The organism is Sphingomonas sp. Leaf34, assembly GCF_001421805.1.
Taxonomy (GTDB): Bacteria; Pseudomonadota; Alphaproteobacteria; order Sphingomonadales; family Sphingomonadaceae; genus Sphingomonas.
This window is the reverse complement of sequence record NZ_LMLC01000001.1, coordinates 1,154,670-1,170,000: the sequence shown is the minus strand read 5'-3', so window position 1 is coordinate 1,170,000 and position 15,331 is coordinate 1,154,670. Positions and strand designations below refer to the sequence as shown.

Genomic DNA, 15,331 nt, shown 5'->3' with positions numbered 1-15,331 from the left:
GCTTGAACCGCCACTGAANGGGGCGCGGCTAGGTCGGGCAACCAGACCATGGGGCCGTTCGCTGCGGTGACACCCCTCTAGGGCCACTCCACAAACCCGTCAAACGCTTTCTTGCATATTTGTGGCAATTTTCTCCGGCTCGCGCGTTTCGACGCCCCACGCCCCCAGCGGCCAGGGCTGCGGCGATCGCCGTCGAGTAGTTGCCCCCCAGCGCTCAGCCCGTAGCCGATTCCCTGCCCGTCACGCCGACTGTATATACTCGCGCATCGCCGCCGCATCCGCCTCGATCCGGTCGATCCGGTATTTCACCAGGTCGCCGATCGAGACGAAACCCACCAGCGTATCGCCCTCGATCACGGGCAGATGCCGGATCCGTCGTTGCGTCATCAGCGAAAGCGCGCCGATCGCCGACTCGCCCGGCCCGACCGACTTCACCGCGGTCGTCATCACCTCGCGGATCCGGCGGTCGAGTGCCGCGCCACCGTCTGATTGCAGGCAGTGGATGACATCGCGTTCGGAGAAGATGCCGACCACGCGGTCGCCATCGAGTACCGGTGCCGCACCAATCCGCTTGTCCGCGAGCAGCGTCACCGCCTGCGCGACGGTATCGTCGGGGGTCAGCGACACGATACCGCCCTTCCGGTCCTTCAGGATCGCCGCGATCGTCATCTTCGCCTCTCCTCTACTGCGTCTGGTGCGCGTGGGTTGAGGAAACCATGTTTGCGCGGCAATGTGAAGCGATGACCGATCGCCTGCCCGATCCTCCCGCCGGACTCGACGATCCGCATTATGCCGCGTTCGCCTGGGCGCGGTTCCGTGCGATCATGGCGTGGATGGTGCTCGCGGCGGCGCTCTGCGTTGCCGGGGTGATCGCGGGCATGGCGCATCTGCAGGGACCGCTGCACCTGGTGACGATGCTCGCGGTGATCGGCGGGGTCGGCGGATCGGTGATGATGGCCGGACTATTGATGGGGCTGGTGTTTCTGAGCTCGGGCAGCGGGCACGACGAGGACGTGACCCGGATCGAGTGACACGCGCGTCGCGGGGCGGGACTGGTCCCCGCGGACGTCGGCGCGGACTGAACCAGCACCATCGGGTTGCCGGCCGGCCTTCGCACTCGCGCGGTGAAGGCGTTCGGATATGGTCCAGGCATGAAAAAAGCCGGCACCGCACTGCGGTACCGGCCAATTTTCCATCATCCCGGACGCACAACCGGGTGACGTATCGGGATCAGCCCGCCTGAACCTCGTCGGGCACCGCGCGCACGCGGCGACGGCGGGGCTTTTCCTCGGGCGACGCGTCGGCAGCGACGGGGGCAGCCTCGACCGCCGGCGCCGAGGCTGGTGCCGGAGCAACGGTGGCCGAAATGCCGAGCGATGGCGGCAGACGATCCGCGTCGAACGCGCTCGGTGCGCCCTCGTCCTGCGGCGTTGGCGCGTCGAGGCTGCGATCACGACGCGGGCGACCACGGCGGCGAGGCTGGTCCTCGGTCGCGGCGACCGCCGGTGCCGCGACGAGCGACCCGATCTCGCCGGCTTCGGTCGGCTGCGTGACCGGATCGGCGGACCCGGTCACCGACCGTAGCGCGTCGGCTTCCGAATCCTGGTTGGCGTTGCCCGTCTGGCCGTTGCCCATCTGGCCGTTACCCGTCTGAACGTCGGCCGTCTGGGCGGTGGCACGCGGCGCGCGCCGGATCGTCTCGCGCGGCGGCGCATCGCGGTAGTCGGAGCGGGGTTCGCGAACCTGCTCGTCGCGACCCTGAGCCTCGCGAGACTGCGCTTCGCGGGCCTGACCCTGCTCTTCGCTGCCGCGCTCGTCGCGGGGTTGGCCGTCACGGTTCGCCATGCGCTGGTTACGCGGGCTGTCGCCACGGACGCGATCTTCGCGCTGGCCCTCGTTGCGCTGGCCCTCGTTGCGCTGGCCTTCGTTACGCTGGCCTTCGTTACGCTGACCTTCGTAGCGGGTGTTCTCGTACCGCGGACGGTCGTCGCGCTGCGGCCGGTCTTCACGGTTCTGGCTATCGCGAGCCTGACGGGGCGCGTTCTGGTATTGGCCATTCTGCTGCCCGGCATTCTGCTGGCCACCGTTTTGATGATCGCCACGGCCCTGCTCGGCCACGCCCTGCTGCTCGCCCGACCGGATCGGTTCGCCCTCGTCGCCATAATCGTCGTCGCCGTCGAGGTCGAACGGCTGCTGACGCCGCGGCTGCTGCTGCGCCTGGGGCTGGCTTTCTTCGAAGCGTGCGCGCGTCTCGCTCAGAACGCGGAAATAGTGATCTGCGAACTGGAGGTAATATTCGATGTTGACGCGGTCGCCCTGCATCTGCGCGTCGCGCGCGAGGTTCTTGTACTTCTCGTACAGCTGGCTCGCGTTGCCGCGCGCGCGGCTGTCGATGCGGTTGCCGGTGTCGCGTCCGCCCTGGCTGCCACCGCCGCCGCCCTGGCGTTGACCGCCACCGCTACCGCCGCCGCCATTATTATTGTTGCCACGACCGCGACGGCGGCCGGCTTGCCGGTTGTTGATCAAGCTTGTGTCCTCAGTCGTCGAACCAAAATCTGGTCGTGCTCCGAAATGCGGTGCAAACCCCCCGCCGCGCACCGACGATCTACACGAGATCGGTGCGTCGCGCTTGCCAGGGCCACCGGACTGCAGCGACCTCAAAGCGAAGGATGCGGGTCAACGCTCTAAACCGACCAATCGTCGAGAGTGCGTGCCCCTGCCCATGTGATAGCGTCCGCAAGGGCCATACTACAAGCGAAAACTACAGGTTATCGGCGTATTCCTGTCGTCGCGACCAGCGCGCGTGGGTTGTTTCCATAGTCGTGGTGGAGCGCGACGTGCAAAGCCTGCGCTTCGAGCAGCGCGGTGACGGGGGTCGCCTGCGTCGATCCGATCTCGATGATCGCCGCTCCGCCCGGGGCGATCAGCGCCGAGAGTTGCGCGGCGAGGATGCGGTAATCGTCGAGCCCGTCGCGCCCGGCGAACAGCGCGGCGTGCGGTTCATGGTCATGGACTTCGGCCGGAAGTGTCTCGTCGGTGGCGATATAGGGCGGGTTGGCGAGGATCAGGTCGAACTGGCCGACGATCGCGCTCGCCCAGCGCCCGCGGAAGAAGCGCGCGCGGTCGGTCATGCCGAGCGTGGCGGCGTTGACGCGGGCGTAGGCGAGCGCTTGCGAGGAAAAGTCGACGCCAAGACCTTGCGCGGGCCATTCGTCGAGCGCGGCGAGCAACAGCGTGCCGGGGCCGGTGCCGAGGTCGAGCACGGTGGCGGGCGCGTGACCCGCGAAATGCGCCTGCGCGGCGATCAGCAGCGTCTCGCTGTCCGCGCGGGGGACGAGCGCGCCCGGGCCGACCGCGAGATCGATCGACCAGAAGCCGCGGGTGCCGGTGATATAGGCGAGCGGTTCGTGCCGGAGACGGCGTTCGACGAGCGCGGCGAAGGCGGCGGGGACGGCGTAGCGCGTCGGGTCAAGGAGAATGGCGTTGCGATCGACGCCGAGCGCGTGCGCCATCAGGAGTTCGGCATCGAGCCGGGGCGTGGCGGAGAAGCCGAAGCGCGCGGCGGCGGTGGCGATCGCCGCGCTTACGGCTCCCCTTCCGCTTGCGGGAGGGGTCGGGGGAGGGGCTATCACCGGGAGATGCCCTCGACAGGAAGCCCCTCCCCTAACCCCTCCCGCAAGCGGAAGGGGGATGACGTCGCGACCGGGTAAACGTCACCCATCCAATTGCGCCAGCCGGTCCGCCTCGTCCTGCGACACCAGCGCGCCGATCAGCTCGTCCATCTCGCCCGCGACGATCTCGGGCAGGCGGTGCAGCGTCAGGTTGATGCGGTGATCGGTCACGCGGCCTTGCGGAAAATTATACGTCCGGATCCGTTCCGAGCGATCGCCCGAGCCGACCATCGATTTGCGTGCACCCGCGCGCTCGGCGTGCAACCGGTCGCGCTCCGCCTCGTAGAGCCGCGTCCGCAGCACGCGCAAAGCCTTGGCCTTGTTCTTGTGCTGCGACTTCTCGTCCTGCTGGATCACCGTCAGCCCGGTCGGGATGTGGACGATGCGCACCGCCGAGTCGGTCGTGTTGACCGACTGGCCACCCGGCCCCGACGAGCGATAGACGTCGATGCGCAGATCCTTGTCGTCGATCTTGACGTCGACCTCCTCCGCCTCGGGCAGCACCGCGACGGTCGCCGCCGACGTGTGGATCCGCCCGCCCGCCTCGGTCGCGGGCACGCGCTGGACGCGGTGGACGCCGCTTTCGTATTTCAGCTTGGCGAACACGCCCTGCCCCGTGACGCTGGCGACGACTTCCTTGAAGCCGCCCGCGTCGGACGACGAGCCCGAGATCATCTCGACGCGCCAGCCCTGCGATTCGGCATAACGCTGGTACATGCGGAACAGATCGCCCGCGAACAGCGCCGCCTCGTCGCCACCCGTGCCGGCGCGGACCTCGAGCATCGCCGAGCGCTCGTCCGCGGAATCGCGCGGCAGCAGCGCGAGCGCGAGCTTGCGGTCCGCGGTCTCGAGCAGCGTGCGGTTCTCGTGCAGCTCCTCGGCTGCCATCGCGCGCAGTTCGTCGTCGGCATCCTCGGCCATGAAGGCGAGGCTCTCCGCCTCCTGCCGCAGCCGGCGCACTTCGGTGGCGGCCTGCGCGACGGGTTCGAGTTCGGCATATTCCTTCGACACCGCGACGAAGCGGTCGGACGGGAGGTCGCCGGTCGACATCAGCGCCTGCAACTCGTCCCGCCGCGCCTCGATCGCGCGGATGCGGTCGGGGGATATCTGGGTCATGAAGTCCAGTGACCTTCCGGCCAAAGCTCGATCTCTTTATTCTGCTCGATCGCATCGGCGACTTTGCCAACAACGTCGAATCGTTCTGCCAATGCAGCATCGAAGTCAGCTTCGAAACTGCCCTCAACTGTCGTAAAACCGTGGCCTTTGAGACGCATGTTTGCCATTTGGCCGGCCTCTCGCACCTGCATATCTAAGAGAGCAATAAAGGCTGCTCCACTGGCCTTCGCCCGATCAAAACGACGCTTCCTCTTACCTGCCGTGTACATTTCAGTTGACCAGCCGCGGCGACGAACAGCCGCAGCAATGCCTATGCACACTTCGGTAAGATCATCGTCTTCTGACACTATCGCAAGCATGGGGCGCTCAACGATCCGATCTTCTAGCAACATCGCCAGCCGCTCGACGCCAGCCGCCCAGCCGACCCCCGCCGTCTCCGGCCCGCCCAGCGACCCGATCAGCCCGTCATAGCGGCCGCCCGCCAGCACGGTCCCCTGCGAGCCCAGCCGGTCGGTCACGAACTCGAAGGCGGTGTGGCGGTAGTAATCGAGCCCGCGCACCAGCCGCGCATTGCGCTCCCACGCGACGCCCGCGGCATCGAGCCCGGCGGTCACCGCGTCGAAGAACGCGCGCGCCTCGGGCGTCAGATACGCGTCGATATCGGGCGCGCTGTCGGCGATCGGGCGGTCGCGCGGATCCTTCGAATCGAGGATCCGCATCGGGTTCTTCTCGAGCCGGGTCAGGCTGTCCTCGGACAACTCGCCACGATGCGCCTCGAAATGCGCGACCAGTGCCGCGCGCCACGCGTCGCGCGTCTCGGCGTCGCCCAAAGTGTTCAGCTGCAACGTCACGCCCTCGGCAATGCCGAGCTCGCGCAGCAGCTGATCCGCCAGCACCAGCAGCTCGACGTCCGCCGCCGGCTCGGCCGCACCGATCACCTCGGCGTCGATCTGGTGGAACTGCCGGAACCGCCCCTTTTGCGGGCGTTCGTAGCGGAACACCGGGCCGCTGGTGGTGATCTTGAGCGGCGCGAACTGCTGCCACCCCTCGGTCAGATAGGCGCGCGCGATCCCCGCGGTGAATTCGGGTCGCAGCGTCAGCGAATCGCCACCGCGATCCTCGAACGTGTACATTTCCTTCGACACGACATCGGTCGTCTCGCCGAGCGAGCGCGCGAACACCGCGGTCGACTCGAACACGGGGATGTCGATGCGCTGGAAGCAATATAGCGCCCGCACGCGCTCGAACGTCGCCAGGACGTGCGCGAACCGGCGCTGCTCGTCACCGAAAATATCCTGGGTGCCACGAATGCGGCGCGGAGTTTCTATTCTTGCCATGATGCGCGCGTATCTAGGCGACGTGCCCGCGAAGCGCTAGCGCCGTGCCATGACGACCAAAGCCAGATATTGGGGCCTGGGCCAACGCGTTGCCCCGCCGCGCTTCGTCCTGTTCATGCTGGTGTTCGTGATCGGGCTGGTGACGATGATCCCGCGCGTCGGGCTCGGCCGGGGCACGATGGGGGCCTTCGACCTTGCCGCCGCGGTGTTCCTGATCGCGGTCGCGACGCTGTTCCGCAACGCCAGCGCCGAGCGGATGCGCCGCGCCGCGCACGAGAACGACGCCAACCGCGCGGTGCTGCTCGGGTTCAGCGGCACGATCATGCTCGTCATCCTGGTCGCGGTGGCGAAGGAACTGCAGGGCAAGAACGACGCGGTCGGAATTGCGCTGACGATCACGACGCTGGCGCTCGCCTGGCTGTTCTCGAACATGATCTACACGCTGCACTATGCGCATCTCTATTATGTCGACGATTCCGCGGGGAAGGACGCGAAGGGGCTCGATTTCCCGCGCTGCGACGAGCCCGATTACTGGGACTTCGCCTATTTCGCGTTCACGCTGGGGATGACGTTCCAGACCTCCGACGTCGAGATCACGTCGCGCCGCGTCCGCAAAGCCGCGCTCGGCCAGTGCATGGCGGCATTCGTGTTCAATATTGGCGTGCTGGCGTTCACCATCAACGTGCTGGGCAGCGGCTGAGTTTCCCGACGTCGTCATCCTGACGAAAGGGGGTTTGGCCGGCGTGCGGCCTCGACCCACGCCCCGGGCAAAGGACTGGACGGCTGCCCTTTATCGCGCTTACACCTCGGGTCATCGTCTCTTTGCCGGAAGGCCATATCCTTGATCCGTAAGCTTATCGTCGCGTCGTTGCTTGCCTCCGCCGTCTCCGTCGCCACACCCGCCGCCGCGCAGGTTCCTGCCGGCAACACCGCGCCGCAGCCGGTGCCGTTCGTCGACACCATCCCCGACGCGGTCGACACGCCCTATCCGGGCACGCTGCTGCTCGACGTCGATGCGACCGATACCGAGCGCGGCATCTTCCGCGTCAAGCAGACGATCCCGGTCGCCAAGTCCGGGCCGATGGCGCTGCTCTACCCCAAATGGCTGCCCGGCGCGCATAGCCCGCGCGGTGAGATCGAGAAGCTCGCGGGCCTCGTGATCCGCGCGAACGGCAAGATCGTCCCCTGGACGCGCGACCCGGTCGATGTGTTCGCGTTCCACATCGACGTACCGACGGGCGCCAAGACGCTGGTCGCCGAGTTCCAGTTCATCTCCGCGACCAAAAGCGACCAGGGCCGCGTCGTCATGACGCCGACGATGATCAGCCTCGAGCCCAACCTCGTCAGCCTCTACCCGGCGGGTTATTTCACGCGCCAGATCCCGATCAAGATGACCGTCACCTATCCGACCGGCTGGACCGCCGCGGGTGCGGTGCCGGCGAAGGTCTCGGGCTCGACCTACAGCTACGACACGACCAACTACGAGATCCTCGTCGATTCGCCGACGCTCGCGGGCAAATACGGGAAGGTCTGGCCGCTCTCCCCGCGCGTCGATCTCAACGTCTTCGCCGACAGCCCCGACCAGCTCGCCGCCAAGCCCGAGCAGATCGACGCGCACAAGCGGCTCGTCGACCAGGCGGTCAAGACGTTCGGCGCACAGCATTACGACCGCTACGAATTCCTGCTGTCGATCACCGATCAGCTCGGCGGCATCGGCCTCGAGCATCATCGCAGCTCCGAGAACGGCGTCCGCCCCGGCTATTTCACCGAGTGGGAGACGGGCGCCGCCGCGCGCAACCTGCTGCCGCACGAATACACGCATAGCTGGGACGGCAAGTTCCGCCGCGGCGCCGACCTGTGGACGCCCGATTTCCGCACCCCGATGCGCGATTCGCTGCTGTGGGTCTACGAAGGCCAGACGCAGTTCTGGGGCTATGTCCTCCAGGCGCGCTCGGGGCTGGTCAGCAAGCAGGACACGCTCGACGGTTACGCCTCGATCCTCGGCATCTACGACACCGCGCCCGGCCGCCAGTGGCGCCCGCTGATCGACACGACCAACGATCCGGTCATCTCCGCGCGCAAACCCAAGGGCTGGACCAGCTGGCAGCGGTCGGAGGATTATTACAACGAGGGCCTGATGGTCTGGATGGAGGTCGACGCGATGCTCCGCCAGAAGTCGGGCGGCACCAAGTCGATCGACGATTTCGCGCGCGCCTTCTTCGGCGTCCGCGACGGTGATTATGGCGAGCTCACCTACACCTTCGCCGACGTCGCCAGGACGCTCGATGCCATCGTCCCCTATGACTGGGCAACGTTCCTCAACACCCGCCTGACCGAGACGGGCAAGCCCGCGCCGATCAACGGCTTTGCGATGAACGGCTACAAGCTCGTCTACGGCCCCGAGCAGAGCCCGTATCTCAAGCAGGCGGAAAAGACGCGCGGCACCGATGTCAGCTATTCGCTCGGCATGGTGATCAACAAGGACGGCGTCGTGACGTCGTCGATCTGGGACAGCCCCGCGTTCAAGGCCGGCCTCGACATCGGCACCGAGATCGAGGCGGTCAACGCCGAGGCCTATTCGTCGGAGCGCATCAAGGCCGCGATCCTGGCGGCCAAGGGCACGAAGGAGCCGATCCGGCTCACTGTAAAGAACAATGACCGTTTTCGCGACATCACGCTCGATTACCATGACGGCCCGCGCTATCCGCGCCTGCAGAAGGTGGGTAATGGTGACGGCGGGCTGGACAGGCTGCTGATGCCGCGCTGACCAGCAACATGTTTACCGGTGCCGGTCGCTCCCCACATCGTGGAGCGCCGGCATCGTCATTTGAAAGGACCGCCATGCGTATCGATCTCATCCCGACCGGCAAGAATCCGCCCGAAGACCTCAACGTCATCATCGAAGTGCCGACCGGCGGCGAACCCGTGAAGTACGAGTTCGACAAGGCCTCGGGCGCGCTGTTCGTCGACCGCATCCTGCACACGCCGATGCGCTACCCGGCGAACTACGGCTTCGTGCCGCACACGCTCAGCCCCGATGGCGATCCGCTCGACGCGCTCGTGATCGCGCGCTCGCCGTTCATCCCGGGCTGCGTCGTCCGCGCGCGCCCGATCGCGGTGCTCAACCTCGAGGACGAAGCCGGCGGCGACGAGAAGCTCGTCTGCGTGCCCGTCGATTCGGTGTTCCCCTATTACGCCAATATCGGCGAGCGTGCCGACATGCCCGAGATCGTGTTCGAGCAGATCGAGCATTTCTTCACCCACTATAAGGACCTCGAGAAGAAGAAGTGGGTCCGCGTCGGCAAGTGGGGCGACGCCGATGAGGCCAAGCGCGTGACGATCGAGGCGATCGAGCGCTACGAGGCCGAGAAGGCCAAGGGCGAAGAGCCGATGGACGCCGACGAAACCGCCGGTCGCTGATCGCTGCCCCGACGGCCGGCGGCTGATCGCATGACCACGGCGTCTCGCCCGTTCGACGGTATCCGCGTCCGCGCGGCGCAGATCGGACTGTACGAGACGCCGATCCTGCATGGCCGGCTCGCCGATGCGGCCGCGCTGACCGCGGCGCTGCGCTCCGCGATCTGCGACCGCCATGCCGCTATGCCCAGCCTCGCGCGCTCCAATGTCGGTGGCTGGCATTCGGCCACCGACATGCTCGACTGGGGTGGTCCGGCCGCGGTCGCGCTAGCCGACACCGCGGTGAAGATGGCCAAGCGCGCGTCGCATTTCGACGGCCGCGATCCCGCGTCGCTCGAATGGACCGTCAAGATGTGGGCGAACGTCTCGCCCCCCGGTGCGCTGAACATGAGCCACGCGCATCCCGGCGTGCTGTGGGCGGCGGTCTATTATGTCGACATGGGCCAGCCCCCACTCTCGGGCGAGGCTTCGGGCGAGGCCGTAGGCGAAGCGGGCGGCGCGCTGTTCTTCGAAGACCCGCGCTTCCCCGTCCCGTTCATGCGCCTGCCCGGCTTTCGCCTGCTCGGTACCGACGGCCAGCCGCAGCCCATCGAGCGCCGCCTGCCGACCGAGGCCGGCGACCTGGTCCTGTTTCCCGCCTGGCTCCGGCACGGCGTCCGTCCGCATCTCGGCACCGGCGACCGGATCTCGATCGCGATGAATATCGACGTGAAGGACTAGCGGCCCCCGGCCCCCGCCTCCCGCCTACCGCCTACCGCCTCCCGCCTCCCGCCTACCGCCCCGCCAGCCGCGCGAGCGCGTCGCCGGACAGACGCTGGATCGTCCAGTCCTCCATCCCGACCGCGCCGACCTTGCGATAAAAGGCAATCGCGTCCGCATTCCAGTCGAGCACCGACCATTCGAACCGCGCGCACCCGCGATCGAGCGCCACGCCCGCGAGATGCGCCAGCAATGCCGCCCCGACCCCCTGCCCGCGCGCGTCCGGCGTCACGTACAGATCCTCGAGATACAGCCCGCGCTTTCCCGTCCAGGTCGAGAAATTGTGGAAGAACACCGCGAACCCGAGCGGACCCTCGGCGCGCTCGGCGATCACCGCCTCCGCCGCCGGCCGCGCGCCGAACAACGCCTCCGCCAGCATCGGCGCGGTCGCCTCGACCGCGTCCGGCTCGCGCTCGAACGCGGCGAGTTCGCGCACGAAGCGCAGGATCGTGCCGACATCGGCGCGGGTGGCGGAACGGATAAGCGTCATGCGGTGGCCTCGATCGATGTCTGCGCGATGTCACGCCGTCGCGCCGCGTACAGGCACGCGACGACGATGATCGCCGCGCCCGCCAGCGTGAACGCCGATACCCGCTCGCCGAACACGAGGAAACCCAGGCCCGCCGCATAGACGAACGAGGTATATTCGGTCGTCGCGAGAAAGCCCGTGTCGCCGTGCGCATAGGCCCAGCCGAGCAGCCACAACGACGCGGTCGCCAGCCCCGCGGCAAGCGCGAGCTTGGGCCACTGCACCGCCTCGGGCACCGCCGCCAGCCAAGGCGCGGCGAGCGCCAGCGTCGCGGTGATGACCAGCGCCTGGAAAAACGCGATCTCGCCCGGCCGCGCCGCCTGGCTCTGTAGCCGCGCGATCACCAGGTTCACCGCATATAGGACCGCCGACCCGAGCACCGCGAGCGCACCGTGGAGCGTCTCGGGCCCCGTCACGCCGCGCCCCTGCCCGATCATCACCACCAGCACGCCGCCCAGCGCCGCGATCGACGCGAACACCGCCCTGCGCCCGACCCGCTCGCCCAGCGTCACCGCGCCAAGCAGAAGCGCAAGGATCGGCGCGATGTAGGTCAGCGAGATCGCCTGCGCCATCGGCACGCGCGCAAGGCCCCAGAAGAACAGCACCGCCATCGCCGTCGTCACCAGCCCGCGCGCGACGTGGAGCTTCAGCGCGCGTCGGCTGGGCCGCCCGCTGTTGCCGAGCTTCCACGCGACCGCGCCCAGCCCGACGCTCAGCATCTGCCGCCACAACAGCGCGTTATAGACGCCGATCGCGAGCACCAGCGACTTCATCACCGCATCCATGACGGAGAAGAGCCCGATCCCCAGTGCGGCGACGGCGAACGCGGTAGCGGGGGCGGTGACGGTAGCGGGGGCGGGACGGGTCATGCGCGCATCGATCCGCGGCGGAAGTTCACGCTGCGTCGCGTTCCAAACACCCCTCCCGCACCGGCTGCCGGGCTTGCGGAAAGAAGGGTACGCGCGATCATGGCACCGCTCTGACAAGATGCGGGCGTGGAGGACAGCGCGAAATGACACTGATCGTGGCGACGCGATTCGCGACCCTTCCGATTCCGACGCCATCGCGCGTGACCCGGAGGTGGACGAGGTCGCCCGCATCCTCGTGCGCGGCGAACGCCCCGGCCGCGCTTGCCTGGACATCGAACGCGACGCGTATGGGGTGCCGGTCGATCCGGCAGAGCGGATGCAACAGGTCATGCTGGGGCTCTTTGATCTGATCGACGAGGCCGGGCAGGCAGATTTTCCGGAAGACCTTATCGGCGAACTCGATCTGGTTCGCCGTCGTTTCATGGGCATGTTCGAGGACGGATATCCCGGCTATGGAGAAGGTCGCGCAATCTGGCGATGAACGGCAGGTCCGCTTCCCGTTTCGGACGCTGGTGCCGCTCGGACGTTGCGGTGCCATCACGTCCAATACGTTGTGCCCGCGTTCGACTCATTGGGATGCGCAGTATCGACAATAGAGGCGCGTCGCCGATTTTCGCCCAAACCTGAGCGCCCAAACCTGAGCGTAAAGTCCAACACCAACGTGTTGGGCGGTCAATACATTGTAAAATACAAACGCCTGACAAATAGTTATGCCGAGGGCGGTGGTTATTACATTTGTGTTTTGGGTCGTGACAATCCGACCAAATCTGTTCGATATTCACCAAGGGAAACCGATCCGGTTGGATAACGATAAGATTAGGAGGATGCTAATGGCTAAATATAAGGCTGTGGTAGGAGCTATCGCACTGGTTGCATGCGAATCTTTGGCATTCGCTCAAAGTACGTCGTTCCGCGGGTTTCGCCTTGAAGCAAAGGCTGGCGTCGATCGGATACAGGCCAATGGCGACCATGATGACAAGTTTGCCTATGGCGGTTCTGCAGGCTGGGACGGCATCATCGGCGAGAAAATCGTTGTCGGACCCGAGGTCAGCTATCTCGATACCAAAGGCCAAAGCTGCGCGAGCGGTGTATTAGGTGGCCGGGTGTGCACGGAGACGCGCCGAGAAATTGGAATCGCGGTTCGAGCCGGTTACCTGGCGACTCCTGCTCTGCTGATCTTTGGCAAGGCGGGTTACGCCAACGACAGCCAGCGAAAGACATTTACGGGGGATCCCGCCGGCGGCACTGCCTTCAATACCCGATATCGTACGGACGGTTATCAGGTTGGTGGCGGGATCGAGTATTCTTTGGTCCGAAACTTTTACGTCAGCGCTGAGTACAAATACGCGAATTACTACAGCCACTCCTCGCGCCAAAATGTCCTGGGCGGCATTGGGATTCGTTTCTGACGGATGGCGCGCGCTATGCGGCGCGCGCCATCCTCTCCAAATAGAAGAATATTTCGAGTCGATCCTGAGGGCCGACCTTCGCTCGTCCGCTTTCGCCCAACAAAAGACGCCCCGATTGCCGCTCCGCAACACCGAAAGCGGACATTCGTTAATTTCGATCTTTCCCATTTTTCGATCTCCGGTTGGCAAATTCGAGAATGATCGAACGGGAACAGATTGGCGAAAGGGGATGACGGGACGGCTGCTTGCACGCTGCCAAATCGACGGTCTCAGGTTGGGGTTGCAAACGGAGAAAGGCTAGATCGATGAGTGGCGCGCGACTTGGGTCAACCGGTGATTTGACTTCAGAGCGGCAAGCAGCCGCCCTACCTCTGCAGGGCGCATCGCAATATATCAGCGCGACAGGAACGCACCGACCGCTTTCTGGAACAGTGCCGGTTGGTCGAGCATGACGAAATGCCGGGCATCACCAATATCGACGAAGGTGACATGCGGCGCATCCTTGTACGCTGCGTGATACATCGCATCCGCCTGCGGCTTGGTCGGCCCGCCGACCGACCAAGGATAGACCAGCGTAATCGGCGTCACGATCGTCTTCATCACGGGGCGCAGGTCGCTGGTCATGTCCTCGTACATCGCGGCGCCGGACACTCTCGGATCGGCCGTCTTCACCCAGCCCGACACAAGTGCACGCGATACCGGCTTCAATGCCAGCCGATCTGCAATCGCCTGCGCGGCCGCGTCGCTGACGGGTTTGCCATAGCTGGCCACCTGCGCGTCGCGCATCGCCTTGGCCTGCGGCTCGACCATGGGGACGGTCGCGGCGGGTGAAAATAGCGTGCCGATGAAAGGTAGTGCGTCGACGATCATGATCCGACCGGGATCGGCGTGATGCTTCTCGGCCAGCTTCAGCGCAACGAGCCCTCCCATCGAGTGACCAACGATCGCGGCACCTGCGATCTTCTCGCGTTCGATCAACGCATGGAGGTCCTCGACTATGCCTTCGAGTATGCCAGGCGACAGGTTCGCACCTGGGGCGTCGCCGGCAAAACCGTTGACCTGTACCACATAGACGCGGTGGTCCTTGGCAAGACCAGCTACCACGCCGTCCCACACGGTTCGAGGGCTCGACAGGCCGGGGATCAGGACGACCGGCGTGCCTTCGCCTATGGAAATCGCTGAAATGTGCGGCATCTGCATGATCCGATTGGATGCTGCGGCATGGGTTGCGACAGGATGGAAAGCGGTGCCGATAGTCATGGCTGATACCGCGATGCTCAAACCGAGGTCACGGATCATGTTATTGCTCCTTTGAAGGGCTGACGAAGACGTCTTCGATGGCGAGGTCGAACAGTTCGGCGAGCTTGAAGGCTAGTGGAAGCGATGGATCGTAGCGTCCGGTCTCGATCGCGTTGACACTCTGCCGGCTCACTTCCAAAAGGTCGGCGAGATGTTGTTGCGACCATCCGCGAGCAGCGCGTAACGCACGCAGATGATTGATCACGACCTCTGACGCTCGATCAGCATGTTGGCGCACTGGCCGACTCCCAGTGATCCGAACCACAGTATAGGTACGTAGAAGAGCGGCAGATGCGGCGCGCCGCCCAGCATCTCGAGGAAACCCAGGATGGATACCAGCGTCATGGTCACGCCGGTCGCGATCATCGCCTTGCGCACTTCCAGAAGCCGTAGATATTCGTCGTGCATGTCCAGGATCATGTCGCCGATCAGCCAGAAAACGGCCGCGATCGGCAGTCCTGGCAGTGCCGCCAGCACCCAGCGAGCAGGGCCGTGCATAGCGTCGAGGTCGAAGGCACGTTGCACGCCGAACAGCAACACGATGTAACTAAGCATCGCGCCGATCATCCGGCGATTATATCGCTTGGTTGCGGGGTCCCGGTAGCGGGTGTTGGCGACGTGGACGGTCATTTGGAAGCCCCTTCGATTCGTTGTGAAGGACGCTTGTCATGGAAAGCACACTTTACGTCAAGCAGGCTTTCCAGCGGAGGTGAGTTTTATATTCCCAACGTCACCATTTTTGCGAAAGGCGGCAGCCCATCAGCAACGTCCGCTAATTGCCACCCCATTCTCAAAGCGGACCGTCCGCTTTCCTTTCCATCCCGTCATCCTGGCGAAAGTCAGGATCCAGAGTTTCGGGCGGCACCGCTCGTGGCCCTGGATCCCGGATCAAGTCCGGGATGACGCGTGGCGAGAGCACATCACC

At 65.5% G+C, this 15,331-nt stretch carries 17 protein-coding genes; 7 read left to right on the top strand and 10 right to left on the bottom strand.

The window, feature by feature from the left end:
* Positions 1–240: 240 nt before the first annotated feature.
* Positions 241–669, bottom strand: coding sequence for a CBS domain-containing protein (locus tag ASF00_RS05420; protein WP_055875081.1), 429 nt, complete (start codon positions 667–669; stop codon positions 241–243).
* 71 nt (positions 670–740) lie between these two features.
* On the opposite strand from ASF00_RS05420, the gene ASF00_RS05415 reads away from it, so the two are divergent.
* Positions 741–1,031: a hypothetical protein gene (locus ASF00_RS05415; protein ID WP_055875078.1), complete on the top strand. Its 291-nt coding sequence runs from the start codon at positions 741–743 to the stop codon at positions 1,029–1,031.
* A 199-nt stretch (positions 1,032–1,230) separates the two neighbouring features.
* On the opposite strand, the gene ASF00_RS05410 is transcribed toward ASF00_RS05415, so the two are convergent.
* From ASF00_RS05410 to hisS, 4 genes are all read right to left on the bottom strand, one after another.
* Complete coding sequence (locus ASF00_RS05410; RefSeq protein WP_055875076.1) at positions 1,231–2,526, bottom strand: DUF4167 domain-containing protein; 1,296 nt, start codon at positions 2,524–2,526, stop codon at positions 1,231–1,233.
* A 242-nt stretch (positions 2,527–2,768) separates the two neighbouring features.
* Positions 2,769–3,632: a peptide chain release factor N(5)-glutamine methyltransferase gene (prmC, locus tag ASF00_RS05405; protein WP_235525616.1), complete on the bottom strand. Its 864-nt coding sequence runs from the start codon at positions 3,630–3,632 to the stop codon at positions 2,769–2,771.
* An 81-nt stretch (positions 3,633–3,713) separates the two neighbouring features.
* Positions 3,714–4,787, bottom strand: coding sequence for a peptide chain release factor 1 (gene prfA, locus ASF00_RS05400; RefSeq protein ID WP_055875073.1), 1,074 nt, complete (start codon positions 4,785–4,787; stop codon positions 3,714–3,716).
* A complete protein-coding gene (hisS, locus tag ASF00_RS05395) occupies positions 4,784–6,124 on the bottom strand; it encodes a histidine--tRNA ligase (protein ID WP_082463220.1) in 1,341 nt (446 codons plus the stop codon). Before hisS ends, prfA begins: the two co-directional genes overlap by 4 nt.
* Positions 6,125–6,173: 49 nt before the next feature.
* Here hisS and ASF00_RS05390 point away from each other — a divergent pair, with 49 nt between their 5' ends.
* From ASF00_RS05390 to ASF00_RS05375, 4 genes are all read left to right on the top strand, one after another.
* Entirely contained in the window at positions 6,174–6,824 is a 651-nt protein-coding gene (locus ASF00_RS05390) for a DUF1345 domain-containing protein (RefSeq protein WP_055875070.1), read from the top strand.
* Positions 6,825–6,965: 141 nt separating this feature from the next.
* Positions 6,966–8,891, top strand: coding sequence for a M61 family metallopeptidase (locus ASF00_RS05385; RefSeq protein ID WP_055875067.1), 1,926 nt, complete (start codon positions 6,966–6,968; stop codon positions 8,889–8,891).
* Positions 8,892–8,965: 74 nt separating this feature from the next.
* Entirely contained in the window at positions 8,966–9,544 is a 579-nt protein-coding gene (gene ppa, locus ASF00_RS05380) for an inorganic diphosphatase (RefSeq protein ID WP_055875064.1), read from the top strand.
* A 30-nt stretch (positions 9,545–9,574) separates the two neighbouring features.
* Positions 9,575–10,261, top strand: a complete 687-nt coding sequence (locus ASF00_RS05375; protein WP_055875060.1) for a putative 2OG-Fe(II) oxygenase — start codon at positions 9,575–9,577, stop codon at positions 10,259–10,261.
* 52 nt (positions 10,262–10,313) lie between these two features.
* Here ASF00_RS05375 and ASF00_RS05370 read toward each other — a convergent pair whose 3' ends face one another.
* Both ASF00_RS05370 and ASF00_RS05365 read right to left on the bottom strand, forming a co-directional pair.
* Complete coding sequence (locus ASF00_RS05370) at positions 10,314–10,790, bottom strand: GNAT family N-acetyltransferase (protein ID WP_055875059.1); 477 nt, start codon at positions 10,788–10,790, stop codon at positions 10,314–10,316.
* Complete coding sequence (locus tag ASF00_RS05365) at positions 10,787–11,698, bottom strand: DMT family transporter (protein ID WP_055875058.1); 912 nt, start codon at positions 11,696–11,698, stop codon at positions 10,787–10,789. Before ASF00_RS05365 ends, ASF00_RS05370 begins: the two co-directional genes overlap by 4 nt.
* Here ASF00_RS05365 and ASF00_RS18935 point away from each other — a divergent pair.
* Both ASF00_RS18935 and ASF00_RS05355 read left to right on the top strand, forming a co-directional pair.
* Positions 11,697–12,179 carry a hypothetical protein gene (locus ASF00_RS18935; RefSeq protein ID WP_235525615.1) on the top strand — a complete coding sequence of 161 codons (483 nt, stop codon included), beginning with the start codon at positions 11,697–11,699 and terminating at the stop codon, positions 12,177–12,179. The two genes, ASF00_RS05365 and ASF00_RS18935, sit on opposite strands and share 2 nt — an antisense overlap.
* Before the next feature lie 349 nt (positions 12,180–12,528).
* On the top strand, positions 12,529–13,107 hold the full coding sequence (locus ASF00_RS05355; RefSeq protein ID WP_162233407.1) for an outer membrane protein: 579 nt from the start codon (positions 12,529–12,531) through the stop codon (positions 13,105–13,107).
* Positions 13,108–13,500: 393 nt separating this feature from the next.
* Here ASF00_RS05355 and ASF00_RS05350 read toward each other — a convergent pair whose 3' ends face one another.
* The 3 genes from ASF00_RS05350 to ASF00_RS05340 form a co-directional block, all read right to left on the bottom strand.
* The gene (locus tag ASF00_RS05350) at positions 13,501–14,301 is read right to left on the bottom strand and encodes an alpha/beta fold hydrolase (protein ID WP_235525614.1); all 801 of its coding nucleotides are present in this window, start codon (positions 14,299–14,301) and stop codon (positions 13,501–13,503) included.
* 106 nt (positions 14,302–14,407) lie between these two features.
* Positions 14,408–14,611: a helix-turn-helix transcriptional regulator gene (locus tag ASF00_RS05345; RefSeq protein ID WP_055875053.1), complete on the bottom strand. Its 204-nt coding sequence runs from the start codon at positions 14,609–14,611 to the stop codon at positions 14,408–14,410.
* A complete protein-coding gene (locus ASF00_RS05340) occupies positions 14,608–15,036 on the bottom strand; it encodes a hypothetical protein (RefSeq protein ID WP_055875048.1) in 429 nt (142 codons plus the stop codon). Before ASF00_RS05340 ends, ASF00_RS05345 begins: the two co-directional genes overlap by 4 nt.
* Positions 15,037–15,331 lie beyond the last annotated feature (295 nt).